Consider the following 13681-nt stretch of genomic DNA (forward strand, 5'->3'; position numbering starts at 1 on the left):
GGCGGTCAGGCGGCCGAGGCGCGCGGGTCGAGCGCCGTGTCGTACGGCGCGACCCAGAAGAACTCGCCGGCCTCGTCGTAGGCGTACAGCAGCCCCGTGCTGCCGTTGCCCAGGACCGGTGCGTCGGCCTTCGCCATGTCCGCGCGGTGCTGCCTGACCTGTACGACGGCCGTGGACCCGTCCCGCGCGGCGACCTCGGCCTGGCCGAACCAGGCATCCACCCGCCCTGTGCGGATGGTGCAGGTCAGTCCCACGAAGTCGAGCCGGGACGGCCCGGGTTCGTCGGGAAAGAGCGTGTGCAGCGGCCGTACGAGCAGCCGGGTGGCCCACCAGGCGAGCAGTGCCGAGCCGGCCAGGACGGTGAGCGTCAGCGTGGCCCGTACGAGGCCGGAGGCGTCGAAGGCACCGAAGCGGTGCAGCGTCACGGACGCGGCGAGGCTGCTGAACCAGGCGAGAGCCGTCAGCAGGGAGAAGGCCACGGTGACCGGCACTCCGCCGATCCCGGCGGCGTCGAGGTCGACGTCCGAGTCGAAGCTGTCGGTCTCGGCGACGCCGGTGAGCACCAGCAGCCAGAACCCGATGACCACGATCAGTGCGGCGGTGAAGAGGAAAGTGGGGAATCCGAGTGCCGCGTCGATGAATTCACGCATTTCCGTACCCCCTCGTCCGACGCTTCGCCGCCGTGTCCGACCGGACCGGCTCCGGATGCCGGAGCGCGAGTGCGCGCACTCCGGCACCGGAATCCGTCCCCCGTTTTCCGTGGTCCGATCCTGTCAGCCGACGGGGTGCGCGCGCATTGCCGGATCCCGGCAATCTTTACGCTTCCCTTAATGCCGGGTGTCGTCGCGGGGCCAGGGTCTGACAGGCTGGATGGCCTGCGCGTTAAGAACGCGTCAGGACGGATCAGGAAGCCGGGGGCTCGGATGACGGACCAGACGACGACAGGCCGGACCACGGATCCCGCGATGCTCCAGGAGTATCTGACCGGTTACGACCGGATCCTCTCGGACGTCGCGGCGACGGGGCGCCGCCTCACGCGCGACGAACTCGACTCGCGCCGCGCGCTGGGTGAACGGGCCGCCGAGGCCGGGCACGGCCTGCGCGCCCTCGTCAGCAGGCATCTGGCCGCCACCCGCGACGCCTGGCCCGTCTCGTCGGCCGACACGGCGTCCGCCGACAGCGTCCTGGCCGCCGTCGAGCAGGCCGTCGACGCGTTCGCCGAGGGGTACGAGCGGGCCCAGCGGCTCGCCGTACGCCGCGAGGAGGCGTCCCGGCGCGAGTTCATCGACGACCTGCTGCACGGGCGCAGCGACCTGGGACGGCTCGCCGAGCGCGCCGGGCGGTTCGGGCTCCAGCTCTCGCACGCTCACGCGGTGGCCGTGGCCGTGGGGGAGAGCGCGTACGCGGAGACCGACCCGGTCACCCGCGGCGTCGAACTCGCCCTCGTCTCGCGCTTCGGCGACCGCCGCATCCTGCTGACCACCAAGGACGGGCGGCTGATCTGCGTCGCGCCCGCCGACGAGGGCGACGTCCTCACCTACTTCGCGAAGCAGGCGCACGCCGCGACCGACGGCGGGCGGGTGACCATCGGGCGCGCGCATCCGGGGGCGGGCGGAGTCGTGCAGTCGTACGAGGAGGCGCTCAGCGCGCAGGATCTCGCCGAACGCATGGCGCTGGAGGAACCGGTGCTGCGGGCGGCCGACCTGCTGGTCTATCCGGTGCTCAGGCGGGACCGGGAGGCGATGACGGATCTCGTACGCAGCACGCTCGGGCCTCTTACGGAGGCGCGCGGCGGAGCACGACCGCTGCTCGACACGTTGACGGCGTACTTCGACGCGGGGTGTGTGGCGGCGGAGGCGGCGCGGCGGCTGAATCTGAGCGTGCGCGCGCTGACGTACCGGCTGGAGCGGATACACAAGCTCACCGGGTCGGACCCGGCGGAGCCGTTCCACCGCTACACGCTCCAGACCGCGGTGATCGGCGCGCGGCTGATGGACTGGCCGGCGAAGGCTCTCTGAGCGTTTCGGTACGCCGCGCCGCAGGGCACCATGGAGATGGCCCGGTGCCCCGGTCACCGCCGGAGCCGGGCCGAGGCCGAAGTCGAACAGGAGGTCGCACGATGACCGAGCGCAAGCCACCCGGCGTCACCTTCGAGACGTGGGTGGACAGACAGGTCCGTGAGGCGGCGGAACGCGGCGCCTTCGACGATCTGCCCGGCGCCGGCCGGCCGCTGGCGTCCGTGGACGCCCCGTACGACGAGCTGTGGTGGATCAAGGCGAAGATGGAGCGGGAGGGAATCTCCCACCTGCCGCCGACGCTGAGACTCCGTAAGGAGGTCGAGGACGCGGTCGCAGCCGCGCGCGAGGCCGCGTCGGAGGCGCAGGCGCGGCGGATCATCGCCGACATCAACGAGAAGATCCGCGCCGCGACCGCCAGGCCGCCGGCCGGGCCGCCGCTGAACAAGAAGCCGTACGACGTCGAGGAGATCGCCGCCGAGTGGCGCGAGCGACATTAGTCACTCTCAGTCACTCTTCCGGGTACTCCCATTCTGTTTGCCATTCCTTTACCATGATGTTCCGTCCTTTCCGCCGATCACGGCGGGGACGCCCCGACCGACCAAGAAGGAAGCAGCAGTTCCACGATGGAGCCTCCTAGTACCAGCCGTGCCATTTCCCCTCCGCAGCATCTGACCGGCGGAGCGGGGGTGGCACGGTGACCGAGATCTTGCTTCTCCTGATCGCCCTCGGGCTGACCCTCGCCTGCGCCGTCTTCGTCGCCGCCGAGTTCTCCCTCACCACGGTCGAGCGCGACAGCCTGGAGCGCGCCGCCGCGGCCGGTGAGCGCGGCGCCGAAGGCGCCCTGAAGGCCGTGCGGCGCCTCACGTTCCAGCTCTCCGGCGCACAGCTGGGCATCACCGTCACCTCGCTGGTCATCGGCATGCTCGCCGAGCCGTCCATGGCCGTGCTGCTGCGCGGACCGCTGGTGGCCGTCGGCCTCGGCTCGGCCGCCTCGGTGGTGGCCACCGTCCTCGGTGTCGTGATCTCCACGGTCGTGCTGATGGTCATCGGCGAGCTGGTCCCCAAGAACTGGGCGATCTCGCGGCCCCTGGCCGTCGCCAAGGTCGTCGCGGGCCCGCAGCGCGGCTTCACCGCCGCCTTCGGCCCGCTCATCAGGCATCTCAACAGCACGGCGAATCGTTTCGTCCGGCGCATGGGCCTGGAGCCGACCGACGAGCTGGCCTCCGCCCGTACCCCCGACGAGCTGATCTCCCTCGCCCGGCACTCCGCCGCCGAGGGCGCGCTGGAGCAGGACTCGGCCGAGCTGTTCGTACGGACGCTGCGACTCGGCGAGCTGACCGCGGAGAACGTGATGACGCCCCGTGTCGACGTCCAGGCCCTCGAAGCAGGCGCGACCGCGGCCGACGCGGCCAATCTCACGTACGCCACCGGCCTCTCCCGCTTCCCCGTCTACCGCGACAGCCTGGACGAGGTCATCGGCACGGTCCACATCCGTGACGTCCTCGCCCTCGAACCGGAGCGGCGCTCCCGCGTGTCCGTCACCGAGCTGGCCAGCGAGCCGCTGCTGGTGCCCGACACCCTGACCGCCGACCGGCTGCTGGACCGGCTGCGCGCCGCGCGCACGATGGCCGTCGTCATCGACGAGTACGGCGGCACCGCCGGCGTGGCCACCATGGAGGACATCGTCGAGGAGGTCGTCGGCGAGGTACGCGACGAGCACGACCCCGTCGAGACCCCCGACCTGCTGCCCGCCCCGCCGACCGCGGAGGGACTCGCGACCTGGGAGGCGGACGGCAGCGTACGGATCGACGAGCTGGCGCGGATCGGGCTGGTGGCCCCCGAGGGGCCGTACGAGACCGTCGCCGGGCTCGTCGCCGCCCGATTGGCGCGCATCCCCGTCCAGGGCGACACGGTCGAGCTGGACGGCTGGCGGCTCGATGTCCTGGACATCGAGCACCACGTCGCGGAGCGCGTGCACATCACCGAGCCGGCGCGGGTCGCCGCGGCAAAGTCCGGCGCGCAGCCCTACGCGGCGTCCGGCCGGGTACCCCACGCCGGGGTGCCCGCCGACTCCGGTGCCGCGTCCGGCACCGTGACCGACACCGACGATTCCTCGCGCCAGTACGCCGGAGAAGCCCGATGACGACCCTGCAACTCACCATCGGTGCCCTGACGCTGCTCACCAACGCGTTCTTCGTCGGCGCCGAGTTCGCCCTGATCGCCGTCCGCCGCAGCCAGATCGAGCCGCACGCCCGCAAGGGCGACAAGCGGGCGCACACGGTGCTGTACGGGCTGGAGCACCTGTCGGCCATGATGGCCACGGCCCAACTCGGCATCACCGTCTCCTCGCTGGTCCTCGGCGCCGTGGCCGAACCGGCCATCGCGCACCTGCTGGAGCCCGGCTTCGAGGCGGCGCGGGTCCCCGAGGCCCTGGTGCACCCGATCGCTTTCGTGATCGCGCTGACCGTGGCGACCTATCTGCACATGCTGTTCGGCGAGATGGTCCCGAAGAACATCGCGCTCGCCGCGCCCACCAAGTCGGCGCTGCTGCTCGGCCCGCCGCTGGTCACCCTGACCCGCGCGCTGCGTCCGCTGATCTTCGGCATCAACGCCTTCGCCAACGTCCTGCTCCGGCTGATCAAGGTGGAGCCCAAGGACGAGGTCGCCGCCGTCTTCAACGACGACGAACTCGCCCGGATGGTCGCCGTCTCCAGCCAGGCCGGGCTGCTCTCGCCGGCCGACGGCGAACGGCTGCGGGACGCGCTGGAGTTGGGCACCCGCCCGGTCGGCGAGCTTCTCGTACCGCTGCGCCGGATGGTCACCGTCGACCACCGGGTGACGCCCGAACAGCTGGAGCGGATCGCGTCCTCGGCCGGCTTCTCGCGCATCCCGGTCACCGGGCCCGCGGGCGCCGTCCTGGGCTACCTGCACATCAAGGACACCCTCGGCGTCGCCGACCGCACCAAGCCGTTCCCGCGCGCCGCGCTCCACGCGGTCACGCGGGTCAGGATCGACACCCCGCTGGACGACACCCTCACCGCGCTGCGCGCGGCGGACAGCCATCTGGCGGCGGTGACCGGCGAGGCGGGCACGGTGCTCGGCTTCGTGACGATGGAGGACGTCCTGGGCGAACTGGTGGGCGGTCCGGCGCCCGCGCAGTGACGGCACGTTCGCCAGTGCGCGCGGCCCGCGAGCCGGGCTTGTCCTCAAGCGCCGGACGGGCTTCGTGTTCTGTCGTCAAGCGCCGGACGTGGCTTTCAAGCCCGTCCGGCGCTTGAGGACGAACCGGAACGCCGGGCGGGCCCGGTGACAGGGGTCAGTGGGAAGCGCCCCCCAACGGACGGCCGCCGCGGAGGTTCCAGCGGCCGTTCCGGCCGCTCAGCTCCGTCGCCGTCAGCGGCAGTACGTCGATCCGCCAGAACACCCCCGCCGGCGCCCCGATCGCGTGCACCGTCAGCGCGCGTACGACATCGGGCTCGGCCACCGCGAGGACGCGCGCGTCGGCGGGCAGCGCGTCGAGCCAGTGGCCCACGCGACCGTGCAGCGCCTCCAGCGACTCCCCGCCGTGCGGCGCCGCCGCCGGGTCCGCCAGCCAGGCGGCGACCGCCTGCGGCTCCGTGGCCGCGACCTCGTCCAGCCGCAGCCCGCGCCAGCGGCCCATCGCGCAGGCGCGCAGCTCGGGCAGCGTCTCCGCGACCAGGCCGAGCGCTTCGGCGCTCTGCTCGCAGCGCAACGACGGCGAGGCGAACACCAGTTGTCCGGCACCGGCGAAGGCGTCGGCGACCGCGCCCCGTACGGCCTCCGCCTGGCGCAGCCCCGCCGCGTCCAGCGGCCCGTCCGCGAAGCGCGCCTCGCGCAACGCGGCGCTCAGCGCCGGTGAGATCAACGTCACGCGTGTGGTCACAGGGCTCTCCAGGGTCGCGCGGGGCCGGTGCCGTACCGGAGGCCGTACCTGATCCCGTAGCGGAGTTCACCGAGGCCCCGGACGATTCGTCCTCTTGGCCCACCTGCCCGATCGCGGTACGTTCACGTCGATATCACGACGGCGGGACGGAAGTCCGGTGAGATTCCGGCACGGTCGCGCCACTGTATGCCGAGCAGTCACCGCGTACGCGCGGCGGACGGCCCGGTGAGTCAGACCCGATCGTCGTCGTGCGAGCTACAGAGGCGTCCGCGGCACGCACCGGCTGACCCCGGGAGTCGTCCGCACCGTGTGCCCGGCAGGGAATCCTGCCGGGCACAAGGCGTGTATGGGCCATCCGTGTATGAGAACCGTAAAACGCGCCCGCCGGGCCGTATGGGACCCGTCAACGTCCCTCGTGTCCTGGAAAAAAGAGGTTCTCCTCTAGAGGTCCAGGTAATTCCGACCTCATTCAGGAGTTCACGATGGCCGATGTGGCCTTCGTCGTCACCACGATCGCGCTGTTCGCGCTGGTGGCTCTCGTTGCCAAGGGGGTGGCGAAGCTATGACCGCGGAGAACATTGTCGGCCTCGTAGTCGCCGTCGCCCTGCTGGGCTATCTCGTCCTCGCCCTTCTCTACCCGGAGAGGTTCTGAGCCCTGATGAGCCCCGTCCTCGCCGGTGTGCTCCAGCTGCTCGCGCTCATAGTGGCGCTGGCTCTGGCATACCGACCGCTCGGCGATTACATGGCCGGTGTTTACTCCTCCCCGAAACACTTGCGGGTCGAGAAGTGGATCTACCGTGCCATCGGCGCCAATCCGGCCACCGAGATGCGCTGGCCCGCCTATCTGCGCGGAGTTCTCGGCTTCTCGCTGGTGAGTGTTCTCTTTCTCTATCTGCTGCAACGGATCCAGGGCTCCCTGCCCGGTTCGCTCGGTTTCTCTTCGATCGATCCGGACCAGGCGTTCAACACCGCCGCCTCTTTCGTCTCCAACACCAACTGGCAGTCGTACTACGGCGAACAGGCCATGGGCCATGTCGTGCAGACCGGCGGACTCGCGGTGCAGAACTTCCTCTCGGCCGCCGTGGGCATGGCCGTCGCGGTCGCGCTCGTACGGGGCTTCGCCCGCTCCCGCACCGGTGAACTCGGCAACTTCTGGGCCGACATGGTGCGCGGCACGATCCGCATCCTGCTGCCGATCGCGCTGGTCGGAGCCGTGCTCCTGGTCGCCTGCGGGGCGATCCAGAACTTCGCGGGCATCCACCCGGTGGGTCAGTTCACGGGCGGCAGCCAGCAGTGGAACGGCGGCGCCGTGGCCTCGCAGGAGGCCATCAAGGAGCTGGGCACCAACGGCGGCGGTTACTTCAACGCCAACTCCGCCCACCCCTTCGAGAATCCCAACGGACTCTCGAACCTCCTTGAGATCTTCCTGATCCTGCTCATTCCCCTCTCGCTCACCCGGACTTTCGGCCGGATGGTCGGCAGTGTCAAGCAGGGTTACGCGATCCTCGCCACGATGGTGACGATCTGGATCGTCTTCACCGCGCTGATGATGTGGACCGAATTCCACCACGGCGGCCCGGCGTTCGACATCGCGGGCGGTGCGACGGAGGGCAAGGAGACCCGATTCGGGATCGGTGCCTCGTCCATCTTCTCGGTGGCGACGACACTCACCTCGACCGGTGCGGTGAATTCGTTCCTCTCCTCGTACACCGGCTTCGGCGGCGGAATCGCCATGCTCGGCATGCAGTTGGGTGAGATCGCACCCGGCGGTGTGGGCTCCGGACTGTACGGAATCCTCATCATGGCCGTCATCGCGGTGTTCCTCGCTGGCCTGATGGTCGGCCGTACACCCGAATACCTGGGTAAGAAGATCGGCACCCGTCAGATCAAATTCGCCGCGTGCTACATCCTCATCACCCCGGCCCTGGTGCTCTGTTTCACCGGCGTGGCGATGGCGATGAGCACGCCCGCGAATTCGATGACGAACAGTGGCGCGCACGGATTCTCCGAGATTCTGTACGCCTATACCTCGGGCGCCAACAACAACGGTTCGGCGTTCGCCGGGCTCAATGCCGACACCCAGTGGTTCAACACCTCGATCGGTATCGCGATGCTGCTCGGCCGCTTCCTCCCCATGGTGTTCGTGCTGGCGCTGGCCGGCTCGCTCGCCGAGCAGAGACCGGTGCCGATGACCGCGGGCACCCTGCGTACCGACAAGCCGCTGTTCAGCGGGCTGCTCGTCGGCACGATCATGATCGTCGCCGGTCTGACCTACTTCCCGGCGCTCGCGCTGGGACCGCTCGCCGAAGGACTCGCGTCATGAGCACTGCCACATCCGCCCCTACGCCCGACCCCGGCTCCGGTTCTGGTTCCGGCTCGGGGCCCGGCCCCTCGCGGGCGCCGCACTCCGACGTGCCGACCTCGCACCGGCCCGACGGCGACGGGCGCGTCGGCGGCGGCCTCTTCGACCCCCGCCAGCTCGTCAGGTCCCTCCCCGACGCGCTGCGCAAGCTCGACCCCCGCGTGATGGTCAAGTCACCCGTGATGTTCGTGGTCGAGATCGGCTCGGTGTTCACCACCGTGCTGGCGATCACGGAGCCGGGCGAGTGGTTCGGCTGGGCGATCGCCGCCTGGCTCTGGCTGACCACGATCTTCGCCAATCTCGCCGAGGCCGTCGCCGAGGGCCGTGGCAAGGCGCAGGCCGACACCCTCCGCAAGGCCAAGACCGACTCCGTCGCACGACGCCTGACCGGCCGAGGTGCGGAGCCCGTAAAAGAAGAGCGGGTACCCGGCACCGAACTGCGCGTCGGGGACCTGGTCGTCTGCGAGGCCGGCGACATCATCCCCGGTGACGGCGATGTCGTGGAGGGAGTCGCCTCCGTCGACGAGTCGGCCATCACCGGTGAATCGGCCCCCGTCATCCGTGAGTCGGGCGGTGACCGCAGCGCGGTCACCGGGGGAACGAAGGTCCTCTCCGACCGTATCGTCATCAAGATCACGACCAAACCCGGCGAGACGTTCATCGACCGGATGATCGCCCTGGTCGAGGGCGCGGCCCGGCAGAAGACACCCAACGAGATCGCGCTCAACATCCTTCTCGCCTCCCTCACCATCGTCTTCCTGCTGGCCGTCGTCACGCTCCAGCCGTTCGCGGTCTACGCGGGGGCGCAGCAGTCGGTGATCGTGCTGACCGCGCTGCTGGTCTGCCTCATCCCCACCACCATCGGCGCGCTGCTCTCGGCCATCGGCATCGCCGGCATGGACCGGCTCGTGCAGCGCAACGTCCTGGCGATGTCGGGACGCGCCGTGGAGGCGGCGGGTGACGTCTCGACGCTGCTGCTGGACAAGACCGGCACGATCACGCTCGGCAACCGGCAGGCCGCGGGTTTCCTCCCGGTGGAGGGCGTCACCGCCGTCGAACTCGCGGACACCGCGCAGCTCTCGTCGCTCGCCGACGAGACGCCGGAAGGCCGTTCGGTGGTGGTCCTGGCGAAGGAGATGTACGGCCTGCGGGAGCGCAGGCAGGGGGAGTTGGGCCAGGCCGACTGGGTGCCGTTCACGGCGCAGACCCGGATGTCGGGCGTGGACCTGACGGAGGAGGAGCCGGGCCGGGGGGCCGGGACCGCCGTCAAGATCCGCAAGGGCGCGGCCGGTTCGGTCGTCGCGTGGGTCGAACAGCGCGGCGGCCGGGTCGCGCCGGACGCCCGCACCCTCGCCGACCGTATCTCCGAGGACGGCGGTACGCCGCTGCTCGTCGCCGTCGAGGACGGGCGCGGAGCGCGGATCCTGGGCGTCATCCACCTCAAGGACGTCGTCAAGGAGGGCATGCGGGAGCGGTTCGAGGAGCTGCGCCGCATGGGCATCAAGACCGTGATGATCACGGGCGACAACCCGCTGACGGCGCGGGCCATCGCGGACGAGGCGGGCGTCGACGACTTCCTCGCCGAGGCCACGCCCGAGGACAAGATGGCGCTCATCCGGCGTGAGCAGGCCGGCGGCAAACTCGTCGCGATGACCGGCGACGGTACGAACGACGCCCCCGCGCTGGCCCAGGCGGACGTCGGCGTGGCCATGAACACCGGCACCTCGGCCGCCAAGGAGGCCGGGAACATGGTGGACCTGGACTCCAACCCGACCAAGCTCATCGAGATCGTCGAGATCGGCAAGCAACTGCTCATCACGCGCGGTGCGTTGACGACGTTCTCGATCGCCAACGACGTCGCGAAGTACTTCGCGATCATCCCGGCCATGTTCGCCGTCGTCTATCCGGGCCTGGACAAGCTCAACATCATGAGTCTGTCCTCGCCCGAGTCGGCGATCCTCTCGGCGGTGATCTTCAACGCCCTGATCATCGTCGCGCTGGTACCCCTGGCCCTGCGCGGCGTGCGGTACCGCCCGATGAGCGCGGACCGGATGCTGCGGCGCAACATCGGGATCTACGGCGTGGGCGGTCTGATCGCCCCGTTCGCAGGCATCAAGATCATCGACCTCCTCATCTCACTCATCCCCGGAATCGGCTGATGTCCATGAACACCTCGGTCGGAAGCACCGCACGGCTCCTCGGCGCCGGGCTGCGCGCCCTGCTCGTACTGACCCTCGTCTGCGGCGTGCTCTACCCGCTCGCCGTCATGGGCATCGGCCAGGGCCTCTTCAACCACCAGGCGAACGGCTCCGAGATCACCTCGAACGGCAAGGTCGTCGGCTCCGAACTCATCGGCCAGCGCTACGACCTCCCCCTGAAGAAGGGCGAGGAGACCCCGGCGCCGGACCTCAAGTGGTTCCAGCCCCGCCCGTCCAACGGTCTCGGCACCAACACGGTCAACACGCAGTACCGGCTGATCCTCTCCGGAGCGACCAACAGGGCCGGTGACAACGAGGAGTTGATCCAGTGGGTGAAGGCCGCGAAGGCGGCCGTCATCAAGGACAACTCGGTGGACGGCTACAAGGTCAACCCCGCCGACGTCCCACCCGACGCGGTCACCTCGTCCGGCTCGGGCCTGGACCCGGCGATCTCGCCGCAGTACGCGGACCTTCAGGTACGGCGTGTCGCGCAGCTGAACGGGCTGGACGTGGGGGCGGTTCAGAAGCTGGTGGACGACCACAAGGACGGCCGCATCCTGGGCTTCATCGGCGAGCCCCGGGTGAATGTGCTCCAGCTGAACATCGCGCTGAAGGCACTGGAAGGGGCGTGAGGGAGGCCGGTCGGGGCGCCGGGAGGATGTCGGGGTCCGGCCCCCGGTCGGGGCTTCCGGTCAGGCAGCGGGGTCCGGTCTCCGGCGGGGCCCCCGTCAGGCCGACATCACCTCGTAGAGATTCATCGCCTCGTCGCGGAAGAACAGACCGCGCGGGCACAGGGGGTGATCGGTGCGCCCGTTGTCGGGGTGGGCAGGGTCGTTGCCGTACGGCACACCGGCGGCCCGGACGCGGTCCAGGATCAGGTCGAAGGTGGCCGGGTCCACGTCGAAGGCCAGATGGTGGCCCTCGGGGTGCTCGACGGACATGAAGTCGAGGGTCAGTTGGCCGTTCACACGGACGGGGGCGAAATGCCCGTCCCGGCCGGCGGGCGGCAGCTCTTCGAGACCCATGAGGGAGGCGAAGAAGCGGGCCGCCGCACGATGGTCGCGGGCGGGCACGATGGTGTGGTTCAGGGTGACGGTCATGTCGAGTCGTTCCTTTCCCGGGCGGGCGTGGAGGGGGCGGTGAGGGTGCTGTGCAGGGTGCCGTGCAGGAGGACGTCGACGAGGTCGGCGGGCGGCAGGGCCCGGGTGGAGAGCATCCCGACGAAGACGGAGGCGATCTTGTCCGGGGCCAGGCGCAGGGTGTGCCGGTCGGGCTCGATCAGCTCGGCGACACCGTCCCGTACGGCCGCCGTCGACTCCTCGCGGCTCGCGGGCCTTCCCGACTCGCCGGCCGCGCCCGGGAGGGGCCGGCCGCGGGGCGCCGACCGCTCGTCGGGCGGTGCGTCGCCGCGCTGCCGCCCGCGCGCGTGCAGTGCGCCTAGTACCGAACCGAGCCGGTCCAGATGGGCCCGCAGCGCCTCGGCCGCCTCCAGGAGCCGTACGGAAAGCGGCTGTTCACGTGGGACGGACGCCAGCTCGCGCAGTACGTGATCGGGGCTCAGCGCCTCGTTGACGCACGCGTCGAGCACATCCTCCTTGTCCTTGAAGACGCGGAAGATCGTCCCCTCCCCGATGCCCGCGGCGCGGGCGATCCGGCTGGTGGTGACGGCCGGGCCGTACTCGGCGACCAGAGGCAGCGCGGCGGCGACGATCATCGCGCGGCGCTCCTCGGGGCTCATCGCGGGGGCGCGGCGGCGTGGGGCGGGGGTGTCCGGCATGGCGTCGACTGTACGGAGTGAGTACTCACTCCGTCAATGCCAACTCCTCGATCATCTCCGTCCCCTCGGCGCCGACCACCGCCGCTTTCGCCGCCCCGCCCTCCGAGACGGCACGGCTCATCTCCGCGCTCTGCCTGGCGACCGCCGCAGGCCGGCCGGTCGCCGGACGGCTGATCGACCTCTTCGGGCCCGGCCGGCTGTTCCTGGCCGGGGCGGCAGCTGACCGGCCGCCTTCATCGGTCAACGCGCCGGCTCGGGCGGTCTGCACCACCTCGCGGCCTTCATGCTCGCCGTCAGCACCTTATCCGTGGCGGTGACCGTCACCGACCGCTCCCTGCGCCGCATCGGCGAACCACGGCGGACGGGCGCGGTCGCGCGCGGCGAGGCGCTGAACGCGCGATGCCGGGCCGTCTGGTGCCGCTTGACCGGCCAGAGGTACTCCGCAGGCAGCTGTGCGACGCACGGCAGAGCCTTCGTTCCCGGCTAGCATCAGCTTCTTCGCCGACCGCTGGAGTTTGCCGCCATGTCATTGCCGCGCCTCGGAGTCGTCATCGTGACGATGGGAACTCGCCCGCGTGAGCTGGCGGCTCTGCTCGCCTCGGTGGACAAGCAGGACGTGCCGGCGGCGAAGGTGGTGCTGATCGGCAACGCGACGCCTCTCACAGATGTGGACGTCTCGGCGAACGTGACCAAGGTCCCGCTTGAGGAGAACCTGGGCTGTCCCGGGGGCCGCAACGTCGGCTTGGAGATGCTGCGCGAATCGGGCGAGGTCGACGCCGTCATCGAGCTGGACGACGACGGCCTGCTGATCGACGCGGACGTGTTCCGGAAAGTCCGGCAGTTGTTCGCGTCGGACCCGAAGCTGGGGATCATCGGGTTCCGTGTCGCCGATGAACACGGACACACCGAGCGGCGCTGGGTGCCTCGGCTACGGGCCGACGATCCGATGCGCCGTGGTCTGGTGACAGCCTTCCTCGGCGGCGGCCATGCTCTCTCGATGCCCATGCTCCGGCAGATCGGCCTGTGGCCCGCGGAGTTCTTCTTCGGGCATGAGGAGTCCGACATGGCCTGGCGTGCGCTCGACGCGGGGCGGAGCATCCTTTACGAACCGACGCTCGTCCTCCAGCACCCGAGAACGTCGCCCGCCCGGCACGCGGTCTACTACCGGTTCACCGCCCGCAACCGCGTCTGGCTGGCCCGCCGCCGACTGCCCGTGCCTCTGATTCCCGTCTATCTCGGCGTATGGATCCTTCTCACCATGGTGCGGATGCGGTCGCTGGAGGGGCTCAGAGCGTGGTGGGGCGGTTTCGTCGAAGGCGTGCGGACGCCTTGCGGATCGCGCCGGGCGATGAAGTGGCGCACGGTCTGGCGGATGACCCGGCTGGGACGCCCTCCCATCCTCTAGATCCTCTGAGAGGCCGT

At 70.3% G+C, this 13681-nt stretch carries 13 protein-coding genes, 1 pseudogene and 1 riboswitch; of the genes and pseudogenes, 10 read left to right on the forward strand and 4 right to left on the reverse strand.

Annotated elements, in window-relative coordinates; all coding sequences use genetic code 11:
* Positions 1 to 5: 5 nt before the first annotated feature.
* Positions 6 to 650, reverse strand: coding sequence for a hypothetical protein (locus SSPS47_RS19885; RefSeq protein ID WP_164252233.1), 645 nt, complete (start codon positions 648 to 650; stop codon positions 6 to 8).
* A gap of 273 nt (positions 651 to 923) precedes the next feature.
* Here SSPS47_RS19885 and SSPS47_RS19890 point away from each other — a divergent pair, with 273 nt between their 5' ends.
* From SSPS47_RS19890 to SSPS47_RS19905, 4 genes are all read left to right on the forward strand, one after another.
* Complete coding sequence (locus tag SSPS47_RS19890) at positions 924 to 2018, forward strand: helix-turn-helix domain-containing protein (RefSeq protein WP_239064987.1); 1095 nt, start codon at positions 924 to 926, stop codon at positions 2016 to 2018.
* A gap of 101 nt (positions 2019 to 2119) precedes the next feature.
* Complete coding sequence (locus tag SSPS47_RS19895; RefSeq protein ID WP_164252234.1) at positions 2120 to 2515, forward strand: DUF1992 domain-containing protein; 396 nt, start codon at positions 2120 to 2122, stop codon at positions 2513 to 2515.
* 197 nt (positions 2516 to 2712) lie between these two features.
* Complete coding sequence (locus SSPS47_RS19900) at positions 2713 to 4161, forward strand: hemolysin family protein (RefSeq protein ID WP_164252235.1); 1449 nt, start codon at positions 2713 to 2715, stop codon at positions 4159 to 4161.
* Complete coding sequence (locus tag SSPS47_RS19905) at positions 4158 to 5180, forward strand: hemolysin family protein (RefSeq protein WP_164252236.1); 1023 nt, start codon at positions 4158 to 4160, stop codon at positions 5178 to 5180. The genes SSPS47_RS19900 and SSPS47_RS19905 overlap by 4 nt, the downstream gene beginning before the upstream one ends.
* A gap of 154 nt (positions 5181 to 5334) precedes the next feature.
* Here the strand turns inward: SSPS47_RS19905 and SSPS47_RS19910 are convergent, their stop codons facing one another.
* Positions 5335 to 5922 carry a histidine phosphatase family protein gene (locus tag SSPS47_RS19910; RefSeq protein WP_164252237.1) on the reverse strand — a complete coding sequence of 196 codons (588 nt, stop codon included), beginning with the start codon at positions 5920 to 5922 and terminating at the stop codon, positions 5335 to 5337.
* Between the two features lie 148 nt (positions 5923 to 6070).
* Positions 6071 to 6158: riboswitch (cobalamin riboswitch) on the forward strand.
* 326 nt (positions 6159 to 6484) lie between these two features.
* On the opposite strand from SSPS47_RS19910, the gene kdpF reads away from it, so the two are divergent.
* Genes kdpF through SSPS47_RS19930 form a run of 4 tightly spaced genes read left to right on the forward strand, consistent with a single transcriptional unit; the run spans position 6485 to position 11114 of the window.
* On the forward strand, positions 6485 to 6574 hold the full coding sequence (gene kdpF, locus SSPS47_RS19915; protein WP_078075662.1) for a K(+)-transporting ATPase subunit F: 90 nt from the start codon (positions 6485 to 6487) through the stop codon (positions 6572 to 6574).
* A 6-nt stretch (positions 6575 to 6580) separates the two neighbouring features.
* Complete coding sequence (kdpA, locus tag SSPS47_RS19920; protein WP_164252238.1) at positions 6581 to 8245, forward strand: potassium-transporting ATPase subunit KdpA; 1665 nt, start codon at positions 6581 to 6583, stop codon at positions 8243 to 8245.
* On the forward strand, positions 8242 to 10443 hold the full coding sequence (kdpB, locus tag SSPS47_RS19925; protein WP_164252239.1) for a potassium-transporting ATPase subunit KdpB: 2202 nt from the start codon (positions 8242 to 8244) through the stop codon (positions 10441 to 10443). The genes kdpA and kdpB overlap by 4 nt, the downstream gene beginning before the upstream one ends.
* Before the next feature lie 5 nt (positions 10444 to 10448).
* Positions 10449 to 11114 (forward strand): potassium-transporting ATPase subunit C, encoded by a 666-nt coding sequence (locus SSPS47_RS19930; protein WP_164252240.1) that lies wholly within the window; start codon positions 10449 to 10451, stop codon positions 11112 to 11114.
* Positions 11115 to 11210: 96 nt separating this feature from the next.
* On the opposite strand, the gene SSPS47_RS19935 is transcribed toward SSPS47_RS19930, so the two are convergent.
* Together SSPS47_RS19935 and SSPS47_RS19940 are read right to left on the reverse strand one after the other, a co-directional pair.
* Positions 11211 to 11582 carry a VOC family protein gene (locus SSPS47_RS19935; RefSeq protein ID WP_164252241.1) on the reverse strand — a complete coding sequence of 124 codons (372 nt, stop codon included), beginning with the start codon at positions 11580 to 11582 and terminating at the stop codon, positions 11211 to 11213.
* Complete coding sequence (locus SSPS47_RS19940) at positions 11579 to 12259, reverse strand: helix-turn-helix domain-containing protein (protein ID WP_343234898.1); 681 nt, start codon at positions 12257 to 12259, stop codon at positions 11579 to 11581. Before SSPS47_RS19940 ends, SSPS47_RS19935 begins: the two co-directional genes overlap by 4 nt.
* An 8-nt stretch (positions 12260 to 12267) precedes the next feature.
* Between SSPS47_RS19940 and SSPS47_RS35550 the strand changes: the two are divergent.
* Positions 12268 to 12477, forward strand: a pseudogene (locus SSPS47_RS35550) (hypothetical protein); the annotation flags it as partial.
* A gap of 305 nt (positions 12478 to 12782) precedes the next feature.
* Positions 12783 to 13664, forward strand: a complete 882-nt coding sequence (locus SSPS47_RS19945) for a glycosyltransferase family 2 protein (RefSeq protein WP_164252242.1) — start codon at positions 12783 to 12785, stop codon at positions 13662 to 13664.
* Positions 13665 to 13681 lie beyond the last annotated feature (17 nt).

Source organism: Streptomyces sp. S4.7 (assembly GCF_010384365.1).
In the GTDB taxonomy this organism is placed as follows: Bacteria; Actinomycetota; Actinomycetes; order Streptomycetales; family Streptomycetaceae; genus Streptomyces.

Bases quoted from the DNA above. Each gene is read 5' to 3' on its own strand.
- SSPS47_RS19885 (WP_164252233.1), bottom strand. From the start codon at position 650: ATGCGTGAATTCATCGACGCGGCACTCGGATTCCCCACTTTCCTCTTC.
- SSPS47_RS19890 (WP_239064987.1), top strand. From the start codon at position 924: ATGACGGACCAGACGACGACAGGCCGGACCACGGATCCCGCGATGCTC.
- SSPS47_RS19895 (WP_164252234.1), top strand. From the start codon at position 2,120: ATGACCGAGCGCAAGCCACCCGGCGTCACCTTCGAGACGTGGGTGGAC.
- SSPS47_RS19905 (WP_164252236.1), top strand. From the start codon at position 4,158: ATGACGACCCTGCAACTCACCATCGGTGCCCTGACGCTGCTCACCAAC.
- kdpF (WP_078075662.1), top strand. From the start codon at position 6,485: ATGACCGCGGAGAACATTGTCGGCCTCGTAGTCGCCGTCGCCCTGCTG.
- kdpA (WP_164252238.1), top strand. From the start codon at position 6,581: ATGAGCCCCGTCCTCGCCGGTGTGCTCCAGCTGCTCGCGCTCATAGTG.
- kdpB (WP_164252239.1), top strand. From the start codon at position 8,242: ATGAGCACTGCCACATCCGCCCCTACGCCCGACCCCGGCTCCGGTTCT.
- SSPS47_RS19930 (WP_164252240.1), top strand. From the start codon at position 10,449: ATGAACACCTCGGTCGGAAGCACCGCACGGCTCCTCGGCGCCGGGCTG.
- SSPS47_RS19935 (WP_164252241.1), bottom strand. From the start codon at position 11,582: ATGACCGTCACCCTGAACCACACCATCGTGCCCGCCCGCGACCATCGT.
- SSPS47_RS19940 (WP_343234898.1), bottom strand. From the start codon at position 12,259: ATGCCGGACACCCCCGCCCCACGCCGCCGCGCCCCCGCGATGAGCCCC.
- SSPS47_RS19945 (WP_164252242.1), top strand. From the start codon at position 12,783: ATGTCATTGCCGCGCCTCGGAGTCGTCATCGTGACGATGGGAACTCGC.